Source organism: Amycolatopsis sp. NPDC051371, assembly GCF_040682155.1.
In the GTDB taxonomy this organism is placed as follows: Bacteria; Actinomycetota; Actinomycetes; order Mycobacteriales; family Pseudonocardiaceae; genus Amycolatopsis.
Genome location: NZ_JBFBAG010000056.1, coordinates 1 through 20,375, shown reverse-complemented (window position 1 = coordinate 20,375; position 20,375 = coordinate 1). Strand labels below are relative to the sequence as shown.

At 70.4% G+C, this 20,375-nt stretch carries 19 protein-coding genes and 1 pseudogene; 11 read left to right on the top strand and 9 right to left on the bottom strand.

The genetic code is table 11. The features are described from left to right. Nucleotides 1–139: 139 nt before the first annotated feature. A pseudogene (locus AB0M59_RS44860) lies at nt 140–1,204 on the top strand (transposase). Nucleotides 1,205–1,284: 80 nt separating this feature from the next. On the opposite strand, the gene AB0M59_RS44855 reads toward AB0M59_RS44860, so the two are convergent. After that, nucleotides 1,285–1,890 carry a response regulator transcription factor gene (locus AB0M59_RS44855; protein ID WP_364627945.1) on the bottom strand — a complete coding sequence of 202 codons (606 nt, stop codon included), beginning with the start codon at nt 1,888–1,890 and terminating at the stop codon, nt 1,285–1,287. Nucleotides 1,891–2,216: 326 nt separating this feature from the next. Then, nucleotides 2,217–2,408, bottom strand: coding sequence for a hypothetical protein (locus AB0M59_RS44850; RefSeq protein ID WP_364627943.1), 192 nt, complete (start codon nt 2,406–2,408; stop codon nt 2,217–2,219). 455 nt (nt 2,409–2,863) lie between these two features. Here AB0M59_RS44850 and AB0M59_RS44845 point away from each other — a divergent pair, with 455 nt between their 5' ends. Further along, on the top strand, nt 2,864–3,613 hold the full coding sequence (locus tag AB0M59_RS44845) for an AraC family transcriptional regulator (protein ID WP_364627941.1): 750 nt from the start codon (nt 2,864–2,866) through the stop codon (nt 3,611–3,613). Between the two features lie 232 nt (nt 3,614–3,845). Next, the gene (locus AB0M59_RS44840) at nt 3,846–4,451 is read left to right on the top strand and encodes a response regulator transcription factor (protein ID WP_364627939.1); all 606 of its coding nucleotides are present in this window, start codon (nt 3,846–3,848) and stop codon (nt 4,449–4,451) included. Here AB0M59_RS44840 and AB0M59_RS44835 read toward each other — a convergent pair. The 3 genes from AB0M59_RS44835 to AB0M59_RS44825 form a co-directional block, all read right to left on the bottom strand. Further along, a complete protein-coding gene (locus AB0M59_RS44835) occupies nt 4,393–5,568 on the bottom strand; it encodes a histidine kinase (protein ID WP_364627937.1) in 1,176 nt (391 codons plus the stop codon). The two genes, AB0M59_RS44840 and AB0M59_RS44835, sit on opposite strands and share 59 nt — an antisense overlap. Before the next feature lie 246 nt (nt 5,569–5,814). Then, nucleotides 5,815–7,254, bottom strand: a complete 1,440-nt coding sequence (locus tag AB0M59_RS44830) for a SagB/ThcOx family dehydrogenase (protein ID WP_364627935.1) — start codon at nt 7,252–7,254, stop codon at nt 5,815–5,817. Nucleotides 7,255–7,305: 51 nt separating this feature from the next. Beyond that, the gene (locus AB0M59_RS44825; RefSeq protein WP_364627933.1) at nt 7,306–9,624 is read right to left on the bottom strand and encodes a TOMM precursor leader peptide-binding protein; all 2,319 of its coding nucleotides are present in this window, start codon (nt 9,622–9,624) and stop codon (nt 7,306–7,308) included. A 250-nt stretch (nt 9,625–9,874) separates the two neighbouring features. Between AB0M59_RS44825 and AB0M59_RS44820 the strand changes: the two genes are divergently transcribed. From AB0M59_RS44820 to AB0M59_RS44810, 3 genes are all read left to right on the top strand, one after another. Beyond that, nucleotides 9,875–10,564, top strand: a complete 690-nt coding sequence (locus AB0M59_RS44820; RefSeq protein WP_364627932.1) for a winged helix-turn-helix transcriptional regulator — start codon at nt 9,875–9,877, stop codon at nt 10,562–10,564. 182 nt (nt 10,565–10,746) lie between these two features. After that, nucleotides 10,747–11,322 carry a hypothetical protein gene (locus AB0M59_RS44815; protein WP_364627930.1) on the top strand — a complete coding sequence of 192 codons (576 nt, stop codon included), beginning with the start codon at nt 10,747–10,749 and terminating at the stop codon, nt 11,320–11,322. After that, nucleotides 11,319–12,647: a CopD family protein gene (locus tag AB0M59_RS44810; RefSeq protein ID WP_364627928.1), complete on the top strand. Its 1,329-nt coding sequence runs from the start codon at nt 11,319–11,321 to the stop codon at nt 12,645–12,647. The genes AB0M59_RS44815 and AB0M59_RS44810 overlap by 4 nt, the downstream gene beginning before the upstream one ends. 4 nt (nt 12,648–12,651) lie before the next feature. On the opposite strand, the gene AB0M59_RS44805 is transcribed toward AB0M59_RS44810, so the two are convergent. Then, on the bottom strand, nt 12,652–13,317 hold the full coding sequence (locus AB0M59_RS44805; protein WP_364627926.1) for a maleylpyruvate isomerase family mycothiol-dependent enzyme: 666 nt from the start codon (nt 13,315–13,317) through the stop codon (nt 12,652–12,654). A 109-nt stretch (nt 13,318–13,426) separates the two neighbouring features. Here AB0M59_RS44805 and AB0M59_RS44800 point away from each other — a divergent pair, with 109 nt between their 5' ends. The 4 genes from AB0M59_RS44800 to AB0M59_RS44785 all read left to right on the top strand — a co-directional run bounded on the left by AB0M59_RS44800 (nt 13,427) and on the right by AB0M59_RS44785 (nt 16,293). Continuing rightward, nucleotides 13,427–14,146 (top strand): MgtC/SapB family protein, encoded by a 720-nt coding sequence (locus AB0M59_RS44800; RefSeq protein ID WP_364627924.1) that lies wholly within the window; start codon nt 13,427–13,429, stop codon nt 14,144–14,146. A gap of 120 nt (nt 14,147–14,266) precedes the next feature. Then, nucleotides 14,267–15,397, top strand: coding sequence for a M protein (locus tag AB0M59_RS44795; RefSeq protein WP_364627922.1), 1,131 nt, complete (start codon nt 14,267–14,269; stop codon nt 15,395–15,397). A gap of 39 nt (nt 15,398–15,436) precedes the next feature. Next, nucleotides 15,437–15,601: a hypothetical protein gene (locus tag AB0M59_RS44790; RefSeq protein ID WP_364627920.1), complete on the top strand. Its 165-nt coding sequence runs from the start codon at nt 15,437–15,439 to the stop codon at nt 15,599–15,601. After that, nucleotides 15,598–16,293 carry a CPBP family intramembrane glutamic endopeptidase gene (locus AB0M59_RS44785; protein ID WP_364627918.1) on the top strand — a complete coding sequence of 232 codons (696 nt, stop codon included), beginning with the start codon at nt 15,598–15,600 and terminating at the stop codon, nt 16,291–16,293. Before AB0M59_RS44790 ends, AB0M59_RS44785 begins: the two co-directional genes overlap by 4 nt. Before the next feature lie 57 nt (nt 16,294–16,350). Here AB0M59_RS44785 and AB0M59_RS44780 read toward each other — a convergent pair whose 3' ends face one another. The 3 genes from AB0M59_RS44780 to AB0M59_RS44770 are packed head-to-tail and all read right to left on the bottom strand — an operon-like array spanning nt 16,351 to nt 19,018. Beyond that, entirely contained in the window at nt 16,351–16,632 is a 282-nt protein-coding gene (locus tag AB0M59_RS44780) for a metal-sensitive transcriptional regulator (RefSeq protein WP_257920172.1), read from the bottom strand. 56 nt (nt 16,633–16,688) lie between these two features. After that, complete coding sequence (locus AB0M59_RS44775; RefSeq protein ID WP_364627916.1) at nt 16,689–18,806, bottom strand: heavy metal translocating P-type ATPase; 2,118 nt, start codon at nt 18,804–18,806, stop codon at nt 16,689–16,691. A 5-nt stretch (nt 18,807–18,811) separates the two neighbouring features. Continuing rightward, a complete protein-coding gene (locus tag AB0M59_RS44770) occupies nt 18,812–19,018 on the bottom strand; it encodes a heavy-metal-associated domain-containing protein (RefSeq protein WP_364627914.1) in 207 nt (68 codons plus the stop codon). 75 nt (nt 19,019–19,093) lie between these two features. On the opposite strand from AB0M59_RS44770, the gene cobF reads away from it, so the two are divergent. Continuing rightward, nucleotides 19,094–19,855 carry a precorrin-6A synthase (deacetylating) gene (gene cobF / locus AB0M59_RS44765; RefSeq protein WP_364627912.1) on the top strand — a complete coding sequence of 254 codons (762 nt, stop codon included), beginning with the start codon at nt 19,094–19,096 and terminating at the stop codon, nt 19,853–19,855. Nucleotides 19,856–20,375 lie beyond the last annotated feature (520 nt).

Sequence of the window (20,375 nt, the reverse complement as noted above, 5' to 3'; positions counted from 1 at the left end):
GGGGGTGGTGTCACCGGGTCTGATGGCATCGAGGGCCACTGATAGAGACACGGCCACCAACCGGTAGGTCTCGTCGTAACGGGGACCGGCCATCGATGCCCAGCCCGTGGCCACCCGCGGCGAACAGAGGGCATGGTAGATGAGCAGCACTTTCAGTGTGTTCCTCGGCCTGGATCCCGACTGCAAACGGTTGCATGATGACCGCTACCCAACACCGAACCCAAGCTGCGGGCCTGTTCGGCAAGCTCGCCCGCCACGGTCCGCGGCTGGTCGTGGTGGACCAGCCGGCCACGACCGGGGCGTAGCCGGTCGCGGTCGCCCGCGCGGCTGGGCACCAGGTCGCTTATCTACCTCGGCTGGCGATGCGCCGTCATCGGCGACGACGCCTAGGCCGAGTTGAAGGTGCTGGTCGGGTTCGACGACGACCCTAGCCGCGAAGCCACCCGGATCAGCAACCGGATCCGTGGGCCTGCTGGCCGGCATCCACCCAGCGCTGGAGTGGACGATCGGATCGCGGATCAGTCACCCGGCGGTGCTGGAGATCCTGTCGCGTTGCGGCGGTCCGGCTGGCATCGCCCAGGCCGGCCGCCGCAAACTCACCGCGATCCCCAAGGCCCACGCGCCCCGCATCGGCGAGAAACTGGTCGGGGCGATCATGACCGCATTGGGCGAGCAAACCGTCACGTACCAGGCACCGCCGCCGCAGACACTGTTTCGCCGCGGCTGGCCGACAGTCTCAAAACGGTCCGTCAGCAACGGAAATAGGTTGCTGAGCAGGTGGAGGGGATACTTGATGCGCACCCTCTTGCCGGGTCCTGACCTCGATGACCGGCATCGGTGTCAGGACCGCCGCTCGCATCCTGCTCGATGTCGGCGACGCCTCGAATTTCAAGTCCTCGGCGCATCTGGGTGCCCACGCGGGCATTGCCCCGCTCACCGCAGCTCCGGATCGTCGATCAAGGGCGAGCACCCGGCCCGGACCGGCAACCGCCAATTCAAACGCGCGTTCTTCCTCGCCGCGTCCGCCGCCCTGTCCGACCCGACCAGCAGGGCCTACGACGACCGCGAGAGGGCCGAGGGTAAGAAGCACAACGCCGCCCTCATCGGCCTGGCCCGCCGCCGATGCGACGTCCTCTACGCCATGCTCCGCAACCGCACCCACTACCGACACCCCGAAACCCACCCCAGCCCCGCCGCGACTTGACAACCACCTAGGGACCCCCGGACCGGGCTCCTGGTGAACGGACCGGCTTCGCGACCTCGGCCCCGCCGACCAGGGCCGGTCTATAACCAGCCGGACTCCCGGGCCACCCGGATCGCGTCGACGCGATTGCGCGCTCCCAGCTTGGCCACCACGGTCGTGAGGTAGTTGCGGACCGTGCCGGCGGACAGGTAGAGCCGGGCCGCCACTTCGACCGTCCCGTATCCTTCCGAGGTCATGCGCAGGACGTCCAGCTCGCGAGCGGTCAGTGGGCAGTCGACGGTGTCCCAGGCCGCCAGGGCGAGGTCTCCGTCGACCATTCGGCGCCCGGCGACCACTCCCCGCACAGCGTTCGCGAGGTTGTCCGGCGGCGCGTCCTTCAGGAGGAAGCCACTCACCTTGGCTTCCAGCGCGCGTCTGAGCGTCCCGGGCCGTCCGAGGCTGGTCAGGATCAGGGTGCGACAGCCGGGTAGCTGGTCGTGCATCTCACCGGCCACGGTGAGGCCGTCCTTGCCCGGAAGGTCGATGTCGATGATTGCGACGTCCGCGGCCGTGGACCGGGCGGCTGGCAGGATCTCCGGACCGGAGGCCACCTCGGCTACGACTTCGATGTCCGGCTCCAAGCGCAGCAGTGCGACCAGCGCCCCACGGACGATGTGCATGTCTTCGGCTACGAGCACTTTGATCACGAAGCGCCTCCGCCTCCACGAACTCCCCAGTTCTCCCCAGAAATCCAGTTAAACATTTCGACCTGAGTTCCCGGTTCGGCCGTTCGGGGATATCCGCACGAGATGGCCGAAAGAAAGTCACGAAATACGCTGAGGTCCCGCGCTGCGCACCCGCGCAGCTACGGCTGGTAAGGCAAACTGCAGTTTACCGACCGCAGGGAAGGTTTTTCGAAGACGTGCGCCGGCGCGACCTCTACGGACGCACGTGAGCCGGTCACCGGGACGTCCCAACGTCCCCATGACCGGCTCGCACGCGCCGGACCAGTGACAATACTGGTCCAGGCCAGTTAGGCCGCCAACTCGATCCCATACGGCGAGTCGGCGAAGGTCAGACCGATCGAGTCGCGGACCGGGGCCGCGGCGGCCGGCCGGTCGAACCTGTCGATCACCAGGTCGGATTTGATGGCGACCACCTTTTCGGTCTCGATACCCAGATCGGCAAAAAGAGCGCGGACGTCGACGGAAAACTGCGTAGGCATTGAGGTCTCCCAGTGGCGAAAAGTGCTGCTTCACGTGCCACAAATAGTCCGCCGCCGAGTACTCGGGAGCCAGTGTTCACATCATCGGAGAATCGTGTTTTATGACTACTCCGGGTAGCTGCGTCCCTGCATCCGATTGGGGGCTCAAGCGGCACGATCCGGGACCATATGGCGCAATTTGAGCGCTCATGGTAGGCGATCGAACACTCTTCGTGACAAGCCGAGGTCCGTCATCACGGGAACACATGTCCGTTCGCGGCCGCTTTCACACCTCTGGAGCGGGCATGTGCAAAACGCATATCCGCGCCCTGTGAAATCCATTCGTAACGGTGCACTGAGCACTTAAGAAGTAGACGTGTCCCGACCTACAGTTCAGCCATACCGAATTGCCGTCGCCGATCACGTTCGCAGGGGACGTGGATCGGCAGGCATTGTCGACCGGAAGGACGGTCACCATGGACGAGATCGTGCGGCAGGCCGTGGCGCGAGCCGTCAGGACCATGCGGGACAACCTGGGCGAACGCCTCACCATCGACGACCTCGCCCGGGCCGCCATGTTCAGCAAGTTCCACTTCACCCGCGTCTTCCTCCGGGCGACCGGACTGTCCCCCGGGCGGTTCCTGTCGGCACTGAGACTGGCCGAGGCGAAACGACTGCTGGCGACCACCGAGATCTCGGTGGCGGACGTCAGCCACCAGGTCGGGTACAACAGCGTCGGCACGTTCAGCGCCCGGTTCAGCGGCAGCGTCGGGCTGTCCCCCACCGGTTACCGGCAGCTGCGCGGATTGGCCCCGCAGGTTGCCGAGCGCACCGACCAGCCGGTGTCGGACACCACGGTGCGCGGCCACATCTGGCTCCGCCCGCAGGACACGACGGGGCCGGTGTTCGTCGGGCTGTTCCCGGCCAAGATCACCGAAGGCGCGCCCGCTCGGTGCGCGGTTTTCTCCGATGCCGGCCCGTACACGCTGACCGGCCTGCCCCTGGGCTCGTGGTACGTCATCGCGCACTCTTACGGGTCGTGCCCGCACGACGATCGCGGGCCCCGGGCGCTGACTGGGCTGGCCGGGCCCGTGACGGTGCACCGGGGGGTCAGGGCGACGCTGGCCGACATCCACCTGCGACCGCGGACCGGCTTCGACCCGCCGGTCCTCCTGGCACTGCCCGACCTGCGGAGCGCACCGGCCCTTCGTCCGGTCGCGGTCTGAACCACCGGTGGGACCGAGCCCGGGTGCCCGCCCATGGATGTCCCGGGAAAGGGGATTCCCGAACTTCGGCACCGCCTTCGGCGCCACACTTCCGCCGTCGCGACGAAAATCGAGGAAGCCCGTTCACCGGTCTCCGCACAGCTCGCGGCGGCCGGTGAATTCTTCGGTGTGATCGCCCAATGGCGTACAATTCGCGCGGGGAACGCTCGACTGGGGGAAGCGAGGACACAACGTGATCAAGGTTCTGCTGGCCGAGGACATGGACATGGTCCGCGGTGCCCTCGTCGCCCTCTTGAGCCTGGAGTCGGACATCGAAGTCGTCGCCGAAGTGGACTCGGGCGACGAGATCCTCCCCGCTGCGAAGGCCTCCCAGCCCGATGTCGCGGTCATCGACATCGACCTGCCTGGCAAGGACGGGCTGACGGCGGCCTCCGAGATCCACGAACACCTGCCGAGCTGTCACACTTTGATCCTCACGAGCCTGGGCCGCCCGGGCACGGTCCGTCGCGCGCTGGATGCGAAGGTCAACGGCTTCCTGCTGAAAGACGCGCCGTCGGACAAACTCGCCAACGCCGTGCGCTCGGTGGCCGTGGGCCGACGGGTCATCGACAGCGAGCTCGCGTTGTCCGCCTGGGAGGCCGACGACTGCCCACTCACGCCACGGGAGCTGGAGATCCTCGCGCTCGCCGCGCGGGGGCGCAACGTCGCCGACATCGCCGCCGATCTCTTCCTGTCTCCGGGCACCGTCCGCAACTACCTCGCCGCGTCCGTCACGAAGCTCAACGCCCGCAACCGGGTGCACGCGATCCGGATCGCCACCGACGCCGAATGGCTTTGAGACACGCCGAAATTCCGGCGACCGGCCGGCGGTGACTCGCGAACCGCTCCAGTGGAACGGTCACCCGGACCAGGTGGGTCCCGTCGGGGCGGGCCCCGGCCGTGAGTTCGCCATCGAGCAAGTGGACGCGGTGTTCGAGGTTCCGCAACCCCCGGCCGTGTGCCTCCTCGCAGTCCTCGGATTCCGACGGCAGGACGCCGTCGTTGGCCACCTGCAGCCACGCTTTGCCGCGCGTCGCGCCGACAGCGATCTCACACCACGACGCCTTGCTGTGCCGCACGACATTGGTAGCGCTTTCCCGCAGGACTGTGGCGAACGTCGTGGCCACCGGGTCCGGCAGCTGGTCGGGCAGCTTCCGCTCGAAGTGCACGATCATCCCGGCCGACCGCAGCACCCCGGCCGCGGACCGGCATTCATCCTCGAAGGAGAGCTCGCGCTGCCCGGCTGCCACCGAACGGACGTCGGCGAGTGCCTTGCGAGACATGGTGACCAACTCGGCGAGCTCCTGCTGGGCCTGCGCCGGCCGGGACTCCACCAGCCGCCGGGTCAGCTCGACCTTGAGGGTGATGGCCGACAAGCTCAGCCCCAGCAGGTCGTGTGTGTCGCGGGAGAACCGCGCACGCTCCTCGGCGACCACCCGGGCGGCCAGCTCGCGCCGGGTGTCCTCTCGTTCGACGGCCAGCCGGACGAACCAGGCCATGCCGAACACCGCGACCGCGGCAACAGCCGTGAGCGTCGCATCGTGCATGCCGTCCGCGATCGAAACCATCGAGGTGCCGGCACGAGCCGACACCAGGCCGACGCCACCCGAAACGAGTACGAGGACCGACCCGGCCACCAGCGGTTTGGCCACCAGCAACAGGCTGCCCACGAAGTAGCCGCTCATGACGCTCCAAGCGGCACCCAGCTGTGCCACCGGCAGCAGGCCCAGGGCTGCCTGCAGCGCCAGCGCGAGACCGCGGAACCGGATGCGCCCGTACCCGAACCCGATCAGGTGCACGGCGATCAGAGCTACGGCGTACCCGCACGCGCCGAAGGCGACAGGCCACGAACCGATGTCCCGCAACGGCCCCAGCAGGACGAGAAGGCCGATGCCCAGGCAGACCCCCGCGTGCACGGCGTAGACGAGGTGGGCCGGAAAGGCCTCACCCGGCAGCCGCTCGGCGGCTTCCGAAGAGGACTTCGGCCACGTTGCTCCCCTTGCCCGGCCGGAACTGGCCGATCGGGCACTTGCGTCCGGTCTTTTCGCAGTCGCAACCACCGCAGCGCCTCCCCGGAACGCCCCCCAGTCCCCGGTTGCAAGCGAACGGCCGTCCTCAGGGGGTTCTGGCCGTCGTGGCGGGGGATTTTACCAGTTTCGAGGCTATGTCGGAAAATCGAGGACGCACTCGCCGACACTGACTTCGGCGGGCCACTCGAGCTTGAGCGCCCGGTCGACGCGGTCGCCTGCGTCGACCGGAACCGCGTGCGCGGCCAGCCCCATCGCCTTCGCGGCGAGGTAGAACACCTGCTGCAACGCTCCCACGTGGAGCAGCGTCGTCGCATACGCCGCCCCGCCGAGCGCCCAGGAGATCCGGGACATCCGCGCCGTCAGGGTCAGCAGGGCCGATGGGTGACGGTGCCCGCCCGCTGCGATCATCGCCATGTCGAGCAGGCCGTCCAGCACCGCCGTGTCGTCGTTGATGAGCGTAAGCGTGTGCCACAGGGGGTCGTAGTGGTAGACGCCGCGCGCGAGATCGGCGCAGCGGTTGACGGCGACGTAGATTTCCAGCTCGTAGAGGCAGGCGACGCTGAAGTAGGGTCGCTGCGACGCCTCGTGCGAAGGGCCGCCGGGCAGGTGCGCCGGACCCACCGATCTGACGCGCGCGGCGCGGAACAGGAGCTCACCGAGCTGGCTCGCCGACAGCTCGCGCTCACCGAAATCCGGGCAGAGGTGGTCGTGCTCGAGCAGCGCGGTCAGGGTCGGATCCCTTACTTCGAGGGCTGCTGGATCCGGCCGCTCCAGCGGGAACGTCGGCCCCGCGGTCACCGGCTTGACCACCGGGGGCTCCCCGCCGATCCGCACGGAGCCGGGCTCGGGTGGTGAGCCCTTCTGCCAGGTCCGGCTGCGCGCGTGGAACATCAAGTCGTCGTGCGACCAGATCGCCAGTTCCGGATCGCCGTGCTCGGTGAAGCGGCCATCGGCGTCCCCGAGCAGGACGACGCCGGCGGCGACCAGGAACTCCACCACGTCGGTGACCACCGTCGCGGCCGCCCCGCTGGCCGCGGCCAGTTGCTCGACCGTAGTGGGCACCGCCAAGGACGAAGCGATCAGCATCGCGGGCGGCCGGAGCAACGCGACCTTGTACCGCGCTCCCGGTGACTCGGCCAGCAACGCACCTTGGTCGGCGCGCAACGCCGTGAACCGGGACAGCCGCACCTGCCGCCCCGCAGGCAGCGGACTGTCGGAGAAGACCGGGAATTGCGTCACGGGGATCGCCGAGAGCATCGGTCCCCGGCCGTCGTTGAGCGCGAGGGAGTGCACGACGGAGCCGGACAGTCGCGTGAGCACCTTGCGCAGCGACCGCCGCCACGCGTCGCCGCCCGCGCTGCCCGAGACCTCGAGATTCGCCATCGACACCGGGCCGAGCAGGAGCCGGCTCAGCGACTCACGTACGCCATCGACTGTGGCGAAGAATTCGTATTCACCCCACCACGTGACCGCGATGAGCGATCCGTCGTCACCGGCCTCGACCAGCGTGTCTTCGGTCAGCGACCACAGCCGGACCGTTTCGACGGGCCCTCCCGGGCTCTCGGCAGCCACCGCAATCTCCTATCCCCACGATGAGGAAAGTCGTTCTGCACACTCAGTGTGCTAAAGGAACATCGGGAACGGGTTGAGCCGCTCGTAGGGAGTCGCTTCGGCGAGCCGGCCGAGACGCACCGGGACGTCGAACAGCCGGCCGGGCGCGTACCGGGCCCAAAACGGACGCAGACCGGGTGCCAGTACCTTCACAACGGGGAGTCCGACGTCGGGCCGGGTCTGGTCGAGCACGAGCAGCTCACTGCCCGCTGCCGCCAGAGTCCGGCCGAGCGCCGTGACGTCGTCGCGTACGTCCGGGCGGTGGACGAAATCGAAGTCCCCCAGCACCCGGGTCCGCTGCCCGGCAGCGGGACGCACGTACGGCTGGTTGGCAACAGTCGCGTACTCCAGCCAGTGGGCCGCGTCGGGATCGTCGACGTCGTGACCGTGCGTGAGCAGATCCGGGATCATCTGGTTCAGTTCCGTGACCGCCCGCCGCAACGCGATCCGCGGGTCGAGGTGGGCGCCGAAACCAAACATGATGTGCTCGTGCCGCCCGTCGGTCCGGCGGGTCACCGCGACGAACACCGGGACCCCCAGGTCGGATGTCACGTCGAGGGCCCACACCTCCCGGCCCAGGCCGGCGTAGTGACCGGCCACCTCGTTCAGCCAGACGTCGCCGAAGGAGCCGATGTCCAGCCCAGGAACCGGGGTGCGGTTATACCACCACAGTGCGACGGCGTCCCGTTCGATGAGTTCGAGCGTGCCCTGCAGGATCGCGTCTTCGACGCTGCTGCCGGCCGCCGCGCCGTTGGAGTCCGCACGCACGCCCCGAATGCCGCACCGGGCGGGCACTCCGTAGTACAGGTACGCGGTGGGCAGCAGCCGCCGCGTACCGGACAGTGACCAGACGGGGGTCCAGTCGATGCGTTCAGTTGTGTCGAACCGGCTCCCGACGTGCTGGAACACCCCGTGCGCGGCGTTCCAGGCCGCCCGCTCGCGGTACTGGCGCTCGGCGAACAGCATGCAGTCGTTGGGGTGCACCGCTGCCGCGCCGAGCTCCTCGAAGGACGCCCGGACCCGCAGTTCGTCACCCTGGAAGTTGCCGGAGAAGCGCTCCGCGGCCTCGCAGAGCGCGCCGACTTCGGCGTCGATCGGGCTGACGCCCTTGCCGCCGTTCTCACCACGCAACCCGGCCTCCATGCCGGCCATCCCGGTCATCCCGCGAGCCACGTTGAACCCGGACCGGTAGGCGTTGACGAACGGCGGCGCCGCCGGATCGCGCCGGATCTCTTTGATGATCCCCGTGACCGGGCTGACCAAGTGCCGGTAGCGCTCGAGCGTCTGCGCCGGTGTGGCGGTGCGGTGCCCTCCGCCGGTCGAGGTCGCCTTCGGGGCCGGCTCGAGCCGAACCGGTCGCGCAGCCTGCGCGGCCACCAGGGAGGTGTCCCCGCAGCCGTGGCACTGCGGCCTGCGACGCAGCTCGTGCAGCTCGCCCTGGAGATCGAGGGTGTCGAGCACCCACACGCTGTCCTGGCCGCCGTGCCGGTGACCGGCGAGCCACTTGCTGGCCTCGAGCGCGATCAGGTGCGCCGCCGCGGCGGTCAGCGACGGCAGTGCCGCGGCGGGCCGGCGCGCGGGTCCCTCGTGGCCGAGCAGTTCCTGGGCGCACGCCTCCGCGTGCCGGTGCCCCCAGAGGCGGTTCGTCAGGCAGTGCCAGCACGCCGATTCCCCCGGACGCAGGATCGGCCCGATCCACACCTGCGCGGCGAACGGGCGGGCCAGCAGCCACGGCCGTCCGGACCTCCGGTGCTCGGCGTCGAACTCGGCCAGCCGGGGGTCGAGGTAGTCGGTGCACAGCACAATGCTCAGGTCCACCGCCTCGCTTGCCGTCCCGGGCGGCGCGACCTCGAGGGCAGCATCGGCCAGCGCGCGCTCGACCGGCCGGGTGTCGACGTCCTCCCCGACGGCGAACAGCCGGACCGCACGGCGGTTGTCCAGCGAGGCGATCGAGGCCGCGTCGACACCGCACGCATCCCAGTAGGCCAGCGCCCGCTCGTCGGCGGCGGGTTCCGGAGCCGGGCGCACCGACACCAGTCCCGCGTCCACCAACTGGGCCACGATCGCGGCGACCTCCTCGGGAGCCATGCCGTCCGGTCGGGCCCGCAGCACCTCGGCGAGTTCCCGGGTGCCATCCAGCAGGGGCGCGAGCCACTCGATGCGCGCTCCCCGCATCGCTATGACACCTTGCTCGGAGAACAGATACGCGCCCTTGCCGGCGCGGACCTCCGCGCGCAGGTGCCGCTTGAACGCGAGCACCGGCGTGCCGGCGGCCGGGGACGAGGCGGACGACGCCGGATTGGGTGTGGGTTGCAGGGTCGAACCGGTCATCTGCGCTCCTTTTCCCGTGCGCGCGATCCGAGAACTCAGATTCTCGTCCGGCCCCCCGACCAGCGGCCAGTGCGCCGCGCACCGAACCGGATATGCAAAACGCACACGGGTTCACGCGAAACGCATGGAGGAGGGATGTGTCCTGCACTGGTCTGCGCCGCCTGCGGTTCGTCAACCTGGAACCCGAGGCAATGCACCCGCGGACTCCGCCCCCGGCTCGTCCGACGAAGACCACAAGTGAGGACCGAGTATGACGACCACTCGCACCTACGGACAGTTCTGCGGCCTTGCGCGTGCTCTCGAGATCGTCGGGGAACGCTGGTCCATGCTGGTCATCCGGGACCTGGTGCTCGGCCCCAAGCGGTTCACCGAGCTGCAGCAGGGGCTGCCGCGGATCCCGGCCAGCATCCTGTCCGCCCGGCTCAACGAGCTCGAGCAGGCCGGGGTGATCCGGCGGCGCGTGCTCCCCCAGCTGGACGCGAGCCTGGTCTACGAGCTGACCGAGTACGGAAGCGAACTCGACCACATCCTGCTCGACCTCGGTCTCTGGGGCGCCCGGTCGCTGGGGCACCCCAAGGACGGCGACGTCTTCACCAACGACGCGGCGATCCTCTCGCTCTACACGACTTTCCAGCAGGACGCGGCGGTGGGCGTGCACGTCACCTACCTCCTGCGCCACAGTGACTCCCTGGTCGTCCACGCGATGATCGACAACGGCACGCTGAAGGTCGGCGCCGGCGAGCACCCCGCCGTCGACCTCGTCATCGAGCCCCAGGGGCCTGAGCTGATCGATCTGGTCAACGGCCAGCTCACCGCGTCCGAGGCGCTGGCGTCAGGGAAGGTGCGGATCGAAGGCGACTTCGCGCACCTCGAACTGTTCACGAAGCTGTTCCGCATCCCGCCGAAGCCAGACCTGGCCGACGGCATCGCGTTCCACTGACCCCCACCGGCGCGGGGCACGGGCCGGCACCAGCTGTCACAGGCAGGTGCCGGGCCCGACCGCCATCCACCGGCCGGCCGAACCGGCCACGCGGAATGGGGCAATCCGGAGTAACGGAATTCGCGGTTCGTGCCTCTATCGTCGGGAAAGCCGATTTCCGGTCCTTCAAGAAGGGGCACTACATGTCGACCTCCGAGTTCGTTCGGCCGGCCGGCTTCCTGGGGACGCTCAACGGGAAGTACCACCACCGCGCGCTCACCGTGTTCATGGTGATCGTGATCGGGCACTGGGCCGAACACATCGTGCAGGCGTTCCAGATCTACGTGCTCGGCTGGCCGACGCCGAAAGCGCGCGGCGTGCTCGGGATGCCGTTCCCGGCCCTGATCAGCTCCGAGTGGCTGCACTACGGCTACGCGCTCGTGATGCTGGTGTTCCTGTGGATCCTGCGCCACGGGTTCGCCGGCCGGTCGCGGCAGTGGTGGAACCTGGCCCTGGCCATCCAGTTCTGGCACCACATCGAGCACCTGCTGCTGTTCATCCAGGCGCAGAGCGGCTGGCGGCTGGCCGGGCAGAAGGTGCCCACCAGCATCATCCAGCTGCTCGTGCCCCGCGTGGAGCTCCACCTGTTCTACAACACGATCGTCACCATCCCGATGATCATCGCGGTCGTCCTGCACCGGCGCGCTTCGGCCGCCGAACGCGAGCAGACCGGCTGCTACTGCGGCGTGCCGAGGCAGCCCCAGCTCGCCGCGTCGTGAAGCGTGCGCTGGCCCTGCTGGCCTTCCTCCTCGGCTGGCTGGTGCTCGGCGCCACTCCGGCTTCCGCGCACGTCGAGATCGTCTCGTCGACCCCGGGGGACGGCGCCCGCCTGAGCGCGGCGCCGTCCCTGGTGTCGGTCACCCTGTCGGAGAACATCGGGATCCAGCCCGGGTCGATCAAGGTCGTCGACCTCGCGGGCACGCAGGTCGACTCCGGGCCAGTGTTCCAGCCCGGCGACGTCGCTGAGCAGCTCGCAGTGCGGGTGAAGCCGAACCTGCCGGATGCCAGCTACCTCGTCGAATACGCCTTCGTCTCGGCCGACTCGCACCCGGTGCGCGGCACGTTCGCCTTCGTGGTCGGCACCGGCCCGCTGGTGACGTCGGCCGGCGCCGTGTCCGCGGCGACCGGCACCGACGCGGCCGTCAACGTCGTGTCGACGGCGGTGCGCTGGCTCGCCTACCTCGGGGTCGTGCTGCTCGGCGGGCTGGCCTTCGTGGTGCTGTGCCGGCCGGCGGCCGGCACCGACCGCCGCGCCCGGCGGCTGCTGCGCTGGGGCGCGGGCCTCGTCGCGGTGACCACCGCCGCCGCGTTCGTGCTGCAGGGCCCGTACGCGGCCGGACGGAACCTCGAGGCGGTGTTCGACACCGGGCTGCTGGCGGACACGCTGCGCGTCGCCTACGGGAAGCTGCTCCTCCTCCGGCTGGCCGCGGTGGCCGCGCTGGCGTTCGTGCTGCCCCGGCTGCTGCGGCCCGGGCTGCCGGACCGGCTGCGGTCCCGCTACGAGAACGCGGCCATGGTGACCGGCTTCCTGGTGCTGCTGACGTTCTCGGCCACCGGCCACCCGGTCACCGACCCGATCATGTTCGTCTCGGTCTCGGCCGATCTCGTGCACTTCGGCGCAATCGCCGTCTGGGCGGGCGGGCTGGCCCAGCTCGCGCTGTGCCTGTACCGCCCCGCGCCCGACGAGGATCTCGCTCCCGTCGCGGCGCGCTTCTCCCGCGTCGCGGCGGGCTCGGTGACGGCGATCGCGATCAGCGGCGCCGTGCTGGCGCTGCGCATCATGCCGTCGCTGTCCACCCTCTGGACGACGGAGTTCGGCCTGCTCGTGCTGCTGAAGATCGCCGGCTTCGTGCTGCTGCTGGGGGTGGCGAGCCGGTCGCGCCGCGCGGTGCGCCGGGGCATCACCCCGCGGCCGGAGGGCACGACCAAGACGATCACGGCGGACTTGCGCCGCCTCCGGCAGGCGGTGGCGGTGGAGGTGCTGCTCAGCGTCGTGGTGCTGGCGCTGGCGGCGCTGCTGACGGTGACGCCGCCGGGCGGCTGAGCGGTCAGACGCCCGCCGACGGCGGCGGGCTGAACGGACCCCAGGTGAACGCGGGCAGCCACGGCCCCGGCGCGGCACTCCACGCCAGCTCCGTGAGCTGGGCCGGCGACCGTCGCCCGGCCAACGCCCGGTACAGCTCGTGCGCCGGAGCCGTCACGGTCGCCGCGGGCCGGCCCGCCCCGGCCGTCCACTCCGAGCCGCCCGTCGTGCGCAGGCGCAACGACGGCAGCCCACGTCCGGCGACCGAGCCCGAAAAACCCCGGACCAGCACCTCGAAGCTCGGCGCCCAGGCCGCGTGCTCGACCGGCGGCGACACGCCCAGCGCCGCGCGCAGGTCCAGCTCGTGGGTGTAGGCGTCCATCACCATGACCTCGCCGCTGCGGCCGCCCGCGGCCGCGAGCCGCCGGTCCAGCTCGTCGCCGACGTCGTCCCAGTGGTCGAGCAGCTCCGGCACCGTCACCGGCCGCGCCGCCGGCGGGGTGCCGCCGTGGCGTTCGAGCACCCGGTCCGCGATCGTCACCAGGTGGTCGACCAGGTCGGCGACGGTCCACTCCGGACACGCCGGCACCGGCCGCCGGTCCGCGCCGGTCCGGCCGGCCAGCAGCGCGCGGACGCCGGACCGCACTTCCGGGTAGGCCACGAAGTCCGGGGTCGGCCGGCTGGCTCTCACGCGTCCCCCTCACGTGGCACGATCGGTGCCTTCGGCCCAGTATGCCCAGGTGACGGCCCCGGCGAGTCTCTTCGCGTGCCGGCACCGGAGACGCCAGGAGGTAGTGATCTTGCCCACTCTGTGGTCGACCTCGGCGCAGTGGGAGCTGCTGCCGCCCGTCCTGCTCGCGCTGGTGCTCAGCGTCGCGATCGGGCTCGAGCGCGAAGCCGGTATGAAGGCCGCCGGGCTGCGGACGCACAGCCTGGTCGGCGTCGGCTCGGCCGCGTTCATGCTCGTGTCGAAGTACGGCTTCGCCGACCTGCTGAGCAGCGACCACGTCTCGCTCGACCCGTCGCGGATCGCCGCGCAGATCGTGTCCGGCATCGGCTTCCTCGGCGCCGGGCTGATCTTCGTCCGCCGCGACGCCGTGCGCGGCCTGACGACGGCGGCGACGATCTGGCTCACCGCCGCGGTCGGCACGGCGTGCGGCGCCGGGCTGCCGGTGCTCGCCGCCGGCACGACGATCGCGCACTTCGTGGTGACCCGCGGCTTCCCGCCGCTGCAGCGGTTCGTCGCGCGGCACCGCCGCGAGCCACCGGTCGTGCAGCTGAGCTACCTCGACGGCCACGGCGTGCTGCGCGCGGCGCTCGCCGTCTGCACCGGGCGGGGCTGGAGCGTGCAGCACGTCGACGTCGACCACGAGTCGACTTCCGAGGAGGGGCAACGGATCGCGGTCGTAACGCTGCGCCTCGACGGTCGCGGTGATCTCTACGACCTCGCCGCCGAACTCGCCGAACTGCCGGGCGTCCGGAGCACGTCCACCGGTCCCGGGGAACCGCTCGACGAATGATCGCCCGCCCGGGCAGCGCGCGGGGGCGGGTTTGCGGCACACTGGGGAGCAGACGGAATTCCCCGGTACCGCAAGGAAAACGTGCGGCCGAGGAGAAACCATCCAATTCGGAGGTGAGGCATGGCCCCCGGCGGTGGCGAGGACGCGGCGCTCGCGTTGCCCGGATTCGACCTGGCGTGGCGCGGTTTTCACCGCGCACAGGTCGAGGAGTACGTCGCGTGGGCCGAGGCCGAGATGCGCAGACTCACCGCCGAACGCGACTCCGCGCGGCAGCGCATCGGCGCACTCGTCGAGGACAACCGTGAACTCCGGGTGAAGATCGATCGGATCAGCCGCACTCCGATCGAACCGGACGCGCTGCAGGAACGCTCGCGCCGGATGATCGAGCTGACCCGCGAGGAAGCGACCGAAATCACCACGCTGGCAACGGAAACGGCCCAGCGCATCCGGCGCGAAGCCGAGCAGGAGGCGGTCCGCCTCACCGAGAAGGAACGCCGGCTGGTCGCCGAAGCGGAAGCCGAGGCCGAACGTCGCCGCGTCGAGCACGAGGAGTTCCTGCGCGCGGCCGAGCAGCGCCGCCGCGAGCTCGACGAGACCGCCGCGCACCGCCGGGCCCAGCAGGAAGAGGATCACACGCGTGCGATGACGCTCCGCCGCGCCACCGCGATGCGCGAGCTGGCCGAGCAGGAAGCGGCCGCCCGGGCCACGGCGGCTCAGCTGGTCACGAACGCCCGGACCAAGGCCGAAGCCCAGGTCGCGGCCGCCGATGCCAAGGCGAAAAAGCTCGTCGCCACCGCGGAAGCCAAGGCGAAGAAGCTCCTGACCGAGGCCGAAACGCAAGTCACCACCGCCGAGGCCAAAGCCGAGCAGCTCGTCACCACCGCCAAGACCAAGGCCGAGAAGCTGGTCAGCACCGCCGAGAGCAAAGCCGAACGGCAGGTCGCGGCCGCCGACGCCCAGGCGAAAAAGCTCGTCGCCACCGCCGAAGCCGAGTCCGAACGCCTCGTCACCGAAGCGACCCGCCACGGCGAATCCCTGGTCGAAGCCGCCCAACGCGAGGTCACCGCCCTCACCGAGGTCCGCGACAAGCTCCACGCGAGCCTCACCGGCTGCCGCTCCCTCCTGACCGAAGCGGCCGTCGCCCTCGACGACCGGCCCGCGCCCTTCGATCCCGAGGCCACCCTGCCGATGTCGAAGAGAGTGCCCGTGCAACGGCGTTCCCCGGCGGACCTGACCGACGCCGTCGGCTGACCCCTTGCCCGCCGGCCGGTCAGCGCCCATGATCGGAACGTGAGGCGAACGAAGATCAACCTGTACGTCTCGCCGGAGAACAACCTGTCGACGGGGATCTCGAAAGTGCTGTCCCCGCCGTCCGCGATCGATCCGGCGGCCACCGCGGCCGAGCTGCGCGAACGGCTGACCGACGCCCTGGACTCGCGGGACATCATCCCTTGACCTGGACCGTCCGGCGGGTGCTCGTGCTGGTCGCGGCGGTCGTCACGCTCGCCGCGTCGACCACGCTGGCCAACCGCGTGCTGCCCGGCTGGGCGTACCCGGTGTGCGGGCTGGTCGCCGCGCTCGTCCTGGTGGCCCTCGGCCGCGCCGCCGGGTGCACCTGGACCGGCCTCGGGCTGAGCACGCTTCGCCGTCCCGCACTGGTCGGCCTGGCCGGAGCCGGGCTGATCGCCGTGGTGTTCGGGATCGCGCTGGCCGTGCCGGCGCTGCGCACGGTGTACCAGGACGGCCGCGTCGGCGACCCGGACCTCGGGCAGCTGCTGTGGCTGACGTGCGGCCGGATCCTGTTCGGCACGGTGCTCATCGAGGAGGTGGCGTTCCGCGGAGTGCTGCCGGCCCTGCTCGGTGCCCGGGACGACCGCTGGCGCTGGCCCCCGATCCTGGGCGCGGCGGCGCTGTTCGGTCTGTGGCACTTCTTACCGGCGCTCGCGATCGGCCGCAACGCCGCCGTGCATGCCGTGTTCGGCTCGACGCCGGTGGTGGTGCTGCAGGTGCTGGCGATGGCCGCGGCGGCCGTCGCCGGGATCTTCCTGCACTGGTGGCGCCACCTCGGCCGCGGCGTGCTCGCGTCGGTGATCGTGCACTTCGTGACGAACGCCAGCGGCCTCACGCTGGCCGTGCTGGTGCGGTGAGGTCGGGACGCAACCGGCCGAGCGGCGGCGTCCCCCCGCGCTTGGGCCGCCGCGCTGCTATGAGCGCACGAGCCGCGCGATCGCGTCCGACGCTTCCCGCACCTTCAGGTCGGCTTCCTCGCCGCCGTTCGCGGCCGCCTGGACCACGCACGTCGCCAAGTGCTCGTCGAGCAACTCCAGCGAGAACGACTGCAACGCCTTCGTCGCCGCGGAGACCTGCGTCAGGATGTCGATGCAGTACTTGTCCTGCTCGACCATGCGCTGCAGCCCGCGGATCTGCCCCTCGATCCGGCGCAGGCGCTTGAGATAGGCCTCCCGCTCCGTGCCGTAACCCGTCATCGCGCACCTGTCCCCGTCGTCGGCATCCCTCACCACCGACTATACCCTCCGGGGGTTCAGCGGAATCGGCGCAGCCGGAGGCTGTTGCTCACCACGAAGGCCGACGAGCACGCCATCGCCGCGCCCGCGATCATCGGGTTGAGCAGGCCGAGCGCGGCCAGCGGCAACGCCGCGACGTTGTAGGCGAACGCCCAGAACAGGTTGCCCTTGATGGTGGCGAGGGTGCGGCGGGCCAGCCGGATCGCGTCGGCGGCCACGCGCAGGTCGCCTCGCACCAGCGTCAGGTCGCTCGCCTCGATGGCCGCGTCGGTGCCGGTGCCCATGGCCAGACCCAGGTCGGCCTGGGCGAGCGCGGCCGCGTCGTTGACGCCGTCGCCGACCATGGCGACCACGCGGCCCTCGGCCTGCAGCCGCTTGACGACGTCGACCTTGCCCTCGGGCAGCACTTCGGCGACGACCTCGTCGATCCCGGCCTCGGCGGCGATCGCCCGGGCCGCGCCCGCGTTGTCGCCGGTCAGCAGCACCGGCTTCAGGCCGAGTTCCCGCAGCTCGGCGACGGCCCGGGCGGACGTCGGCTTGATCGTGTCGGCGACGGTCAGCGTGCCGCGGACCTCGCCGTCCCAGGTCACGGCGACCGTGGTCAGCTCGGCGTCCTTCGCGCGGCCGATGGTCACGGTGCGCCCCTCGACGACGCCGGTCACGCCGATGCCCGGGGTACTGCGGAAGTCCGTGACGGCGGGAAGCGCGCCGAAGCGCTGTTTCGCCGCGTCCGTGATCGCGCGGCCGATCGGGTGCTCGGACGCGGCTTCGACGGCGCCCGCGAGCCGGAGCACCTCGCCGTCACCCTCGACGAGCGTCATCCGGCCGGTGGTGACCGTGCCGGTCTTGTCCAGGACCACGGTGTCGACGCGGCGGGTGGACTCGAGCACCTCGGGGCCCTTGATGAGGATGCCCAGCTGCGCGCCGCGGCCGGTGCCGACCAGCAGCGCCGTCGGCGTCGCGAGCCCGAGCGCGCACGGGCAGGCGATGATCAGCACGGCGACGGCCGCGGTGAACGCCTGCTCGGGGCTCCCGTCGGTCGCCAGCCAGACGACGAGCGTGGCCAGCGCCGCGAAGACGACGGCCGGGACGAACACGGCCGAGACCCGGTCCGCGAGCCGCTGGACCTCGGCCTTGCCGGTCTGCGCCGCCTCGACCAGCCGCGCCATCTGCGCCAGCCGGGTGTCCGCGCCGACGCGGGTCGCGCGCACGAGCAGCCGCCCGCCGACGTTGACGGTGGCGCCGGTGACCGCGTCGCCGGGGCCGGCCTCGACCGGGACTGACTCGCCGGTGAGCATGCTCGTGTCGACCGCGGAACGGCCATCGGTGACGACGCCGTCGGTGGCGATCTTCTCGCCGGGCCGGGCGACGAAGACGTCGTCCACCTGCAGGCTTCCGACCGGGATCAGGCGCTCTTCGCCGTCGCGAAGCACCGTGACGTCCTTCGCGCCGAGGTCCATGAGCGCGCGCAGGGCGGCGCCGGCGCGGCGCTTGGAACGGGCTTCGAAGTAGCGTCCGGCCAGGATGAACGTGGTGACCGCGGCCGCGACCTCGAAGTACAGGCTGTCGCCGGCCATGCCCGAGCTGATCAGCTCGAAGCCGTGGCGCATGCCGATCTCGCCGGCCATGCCGAAGAAGAGGGCGTACAGCGACCAGGCCACGGCGGCGAGGACGCCGAGCGAGATCAGCGTGTCCATCGTGGCGGTGACGTGGCGCAGGTTGACCGCGGCGGCGCGGTGGAACGGCCACGCGCCCCACGTCACGACCGGGGCGGCGAGGACGAGCGAGACCCACTGCCAGTAGTCGAACTGCCAGGCCGGGACCATCGCGAGCGCGACCAGGGGAACGGTGAGCACCGCCGAAAGAAGCAAACGCTTGCGCAGCGTAGGCGTCTCATCGGGCTCTTCGGGCTCGGGGAGCCGCGCGGAGTACCCGGCGGCTTCGACGACGGCTCTGAGGTCGTCGACGGAGAGCTCGCGCGGGTAGCTGACCTGGGCTTTTTCGGTGGCGTAGTTGACCGTCGCGGTCACGCCGCCGACCTTGTTGAGCTTGCGCTCGACACGGGCGGCGCAGGACGCGCACGTCATGCCGCCGATGGCGAGCTCGACGCTCTCTGCGGACTGCGCGGTGGTCATGGGGCTCAGGCGACCAGGCGGTAGCCGGCCTCGGTGACGGCCGCGGCGACGGCGTCGGCGGCCAGCGGGGTGGCGCTGGTCACGGTGACGCGTCCGCTCTCGACGTCGACGTCCACGCTTTGGACGCCCTCGAGCTCGGAGACCTCTTCGCGGACCGACGTGGCGCAGTGTCCGCAGGTCATGCCCTCGACGGTGTAGCTCGCTTGAGTCATCAGCAGCCTCTCGTTCCCTTCCTTTATACCCATCGGGGGTAGGGGTTCACTCGTGGCCCCCGTCAGACTCGCGCCATGCGCAAGCTCTACGCGATCGGGATCGGCGCCGGTGACCCGGAGCACCTCACGGTGCAGGCGATCGACCGGCTCAACCGCGTCGACGTCTTCTTCGTGCTCGACAAGGGTGCGGAGAAGGCCGACCTGGTCCGGTTGCGCCAGGAGATCCTCGACCGGTTCGTGACGCGGCCGGGGTACCGGGTGGTGCTGGTGGCGGACCCGCCCCGCGACCGTACTCCCGACGACTACCGCGCGGCGGTCGCGGACTGGCACGCGGCACGGGCGGCGGTCTACGAGCAGGTCCTGCTGTCGGAACTCGGCCCGTCGTCGACGGGTGCGTTCCTGGTGTGGGGCGACCCGTCGCTGTACGACAGCACGATCGCGCTGATCGAGGCGGTGCTGGCGCGGGGGAACGTGGAGTTCGAGTACGAGGTGATCCCGGGGATCAGCAGCATTTCGGCGCTGGTGGCCCGCCACCGGACGACGATGAACCAGATCGGCCGGGCGGTACAGCTGACGACGGGCCGCCGGCTGGCATCAGGCTGGCCTTCCGCCGTGGACGACGTGTTCGTCCTCCTGGACGCCCACACGACGTTCGACCGCTTCGCGTCCGAGGGTCTGCACATCTACTGGGGCGCGTACGTAGGAACGCCCGACGAAATCCTGCTCTCAGGTCCGCTAACCCCGGCCCTGGCGGCCGAGATCCGCCGCGTTCGCGCGGAGGCCCGCGAACGTCACGGCTGGATCATGGACACGTACCTCCTCCGCCGCCCGGCCTGAGCCGTCTCGACCCGCCAACCACGAGTGATGCCCCTCCAATCACACGTGATGCCCCCTCAATCACGAGTGATGCCCGTTCGGGCACACGAGTCGGCCGGCGATGGCGGCGAGTTACGTCTTCAATCACGCGAGTTCCGGTATCAGTCACGCGAGTTCCGGCTCTGATCACACCAGTTCCGTCCCGGGTCGGGCCAGCACCGGGTGGCGAAGGTCCACTGGGTGACCCGGGCCGTCAGTCGCGTGATCAGGGACGTGACTGGCGTGATTGAAGGCGGAACTCGCGTGATTGGGCGCGCATCTCGCGTGATTGGGAGGGCATCTCGCGTGATTGGCGGGGCATCACGTGTGATTGGGAGGGTCGGGTCGCGGGCCTGAGGGTCGGGGAGAGTGGTGCGGGCATGAGAAAGGCCCCGGGAGAACCATGGGTTCTCAACCGGGGCCTATCCCAACGTAAGTTCGGCGGTGTCCTACTCTCCCACAACCCTTCGGTTGCAGTACCATCGGCGCTATCAGGCTTAGC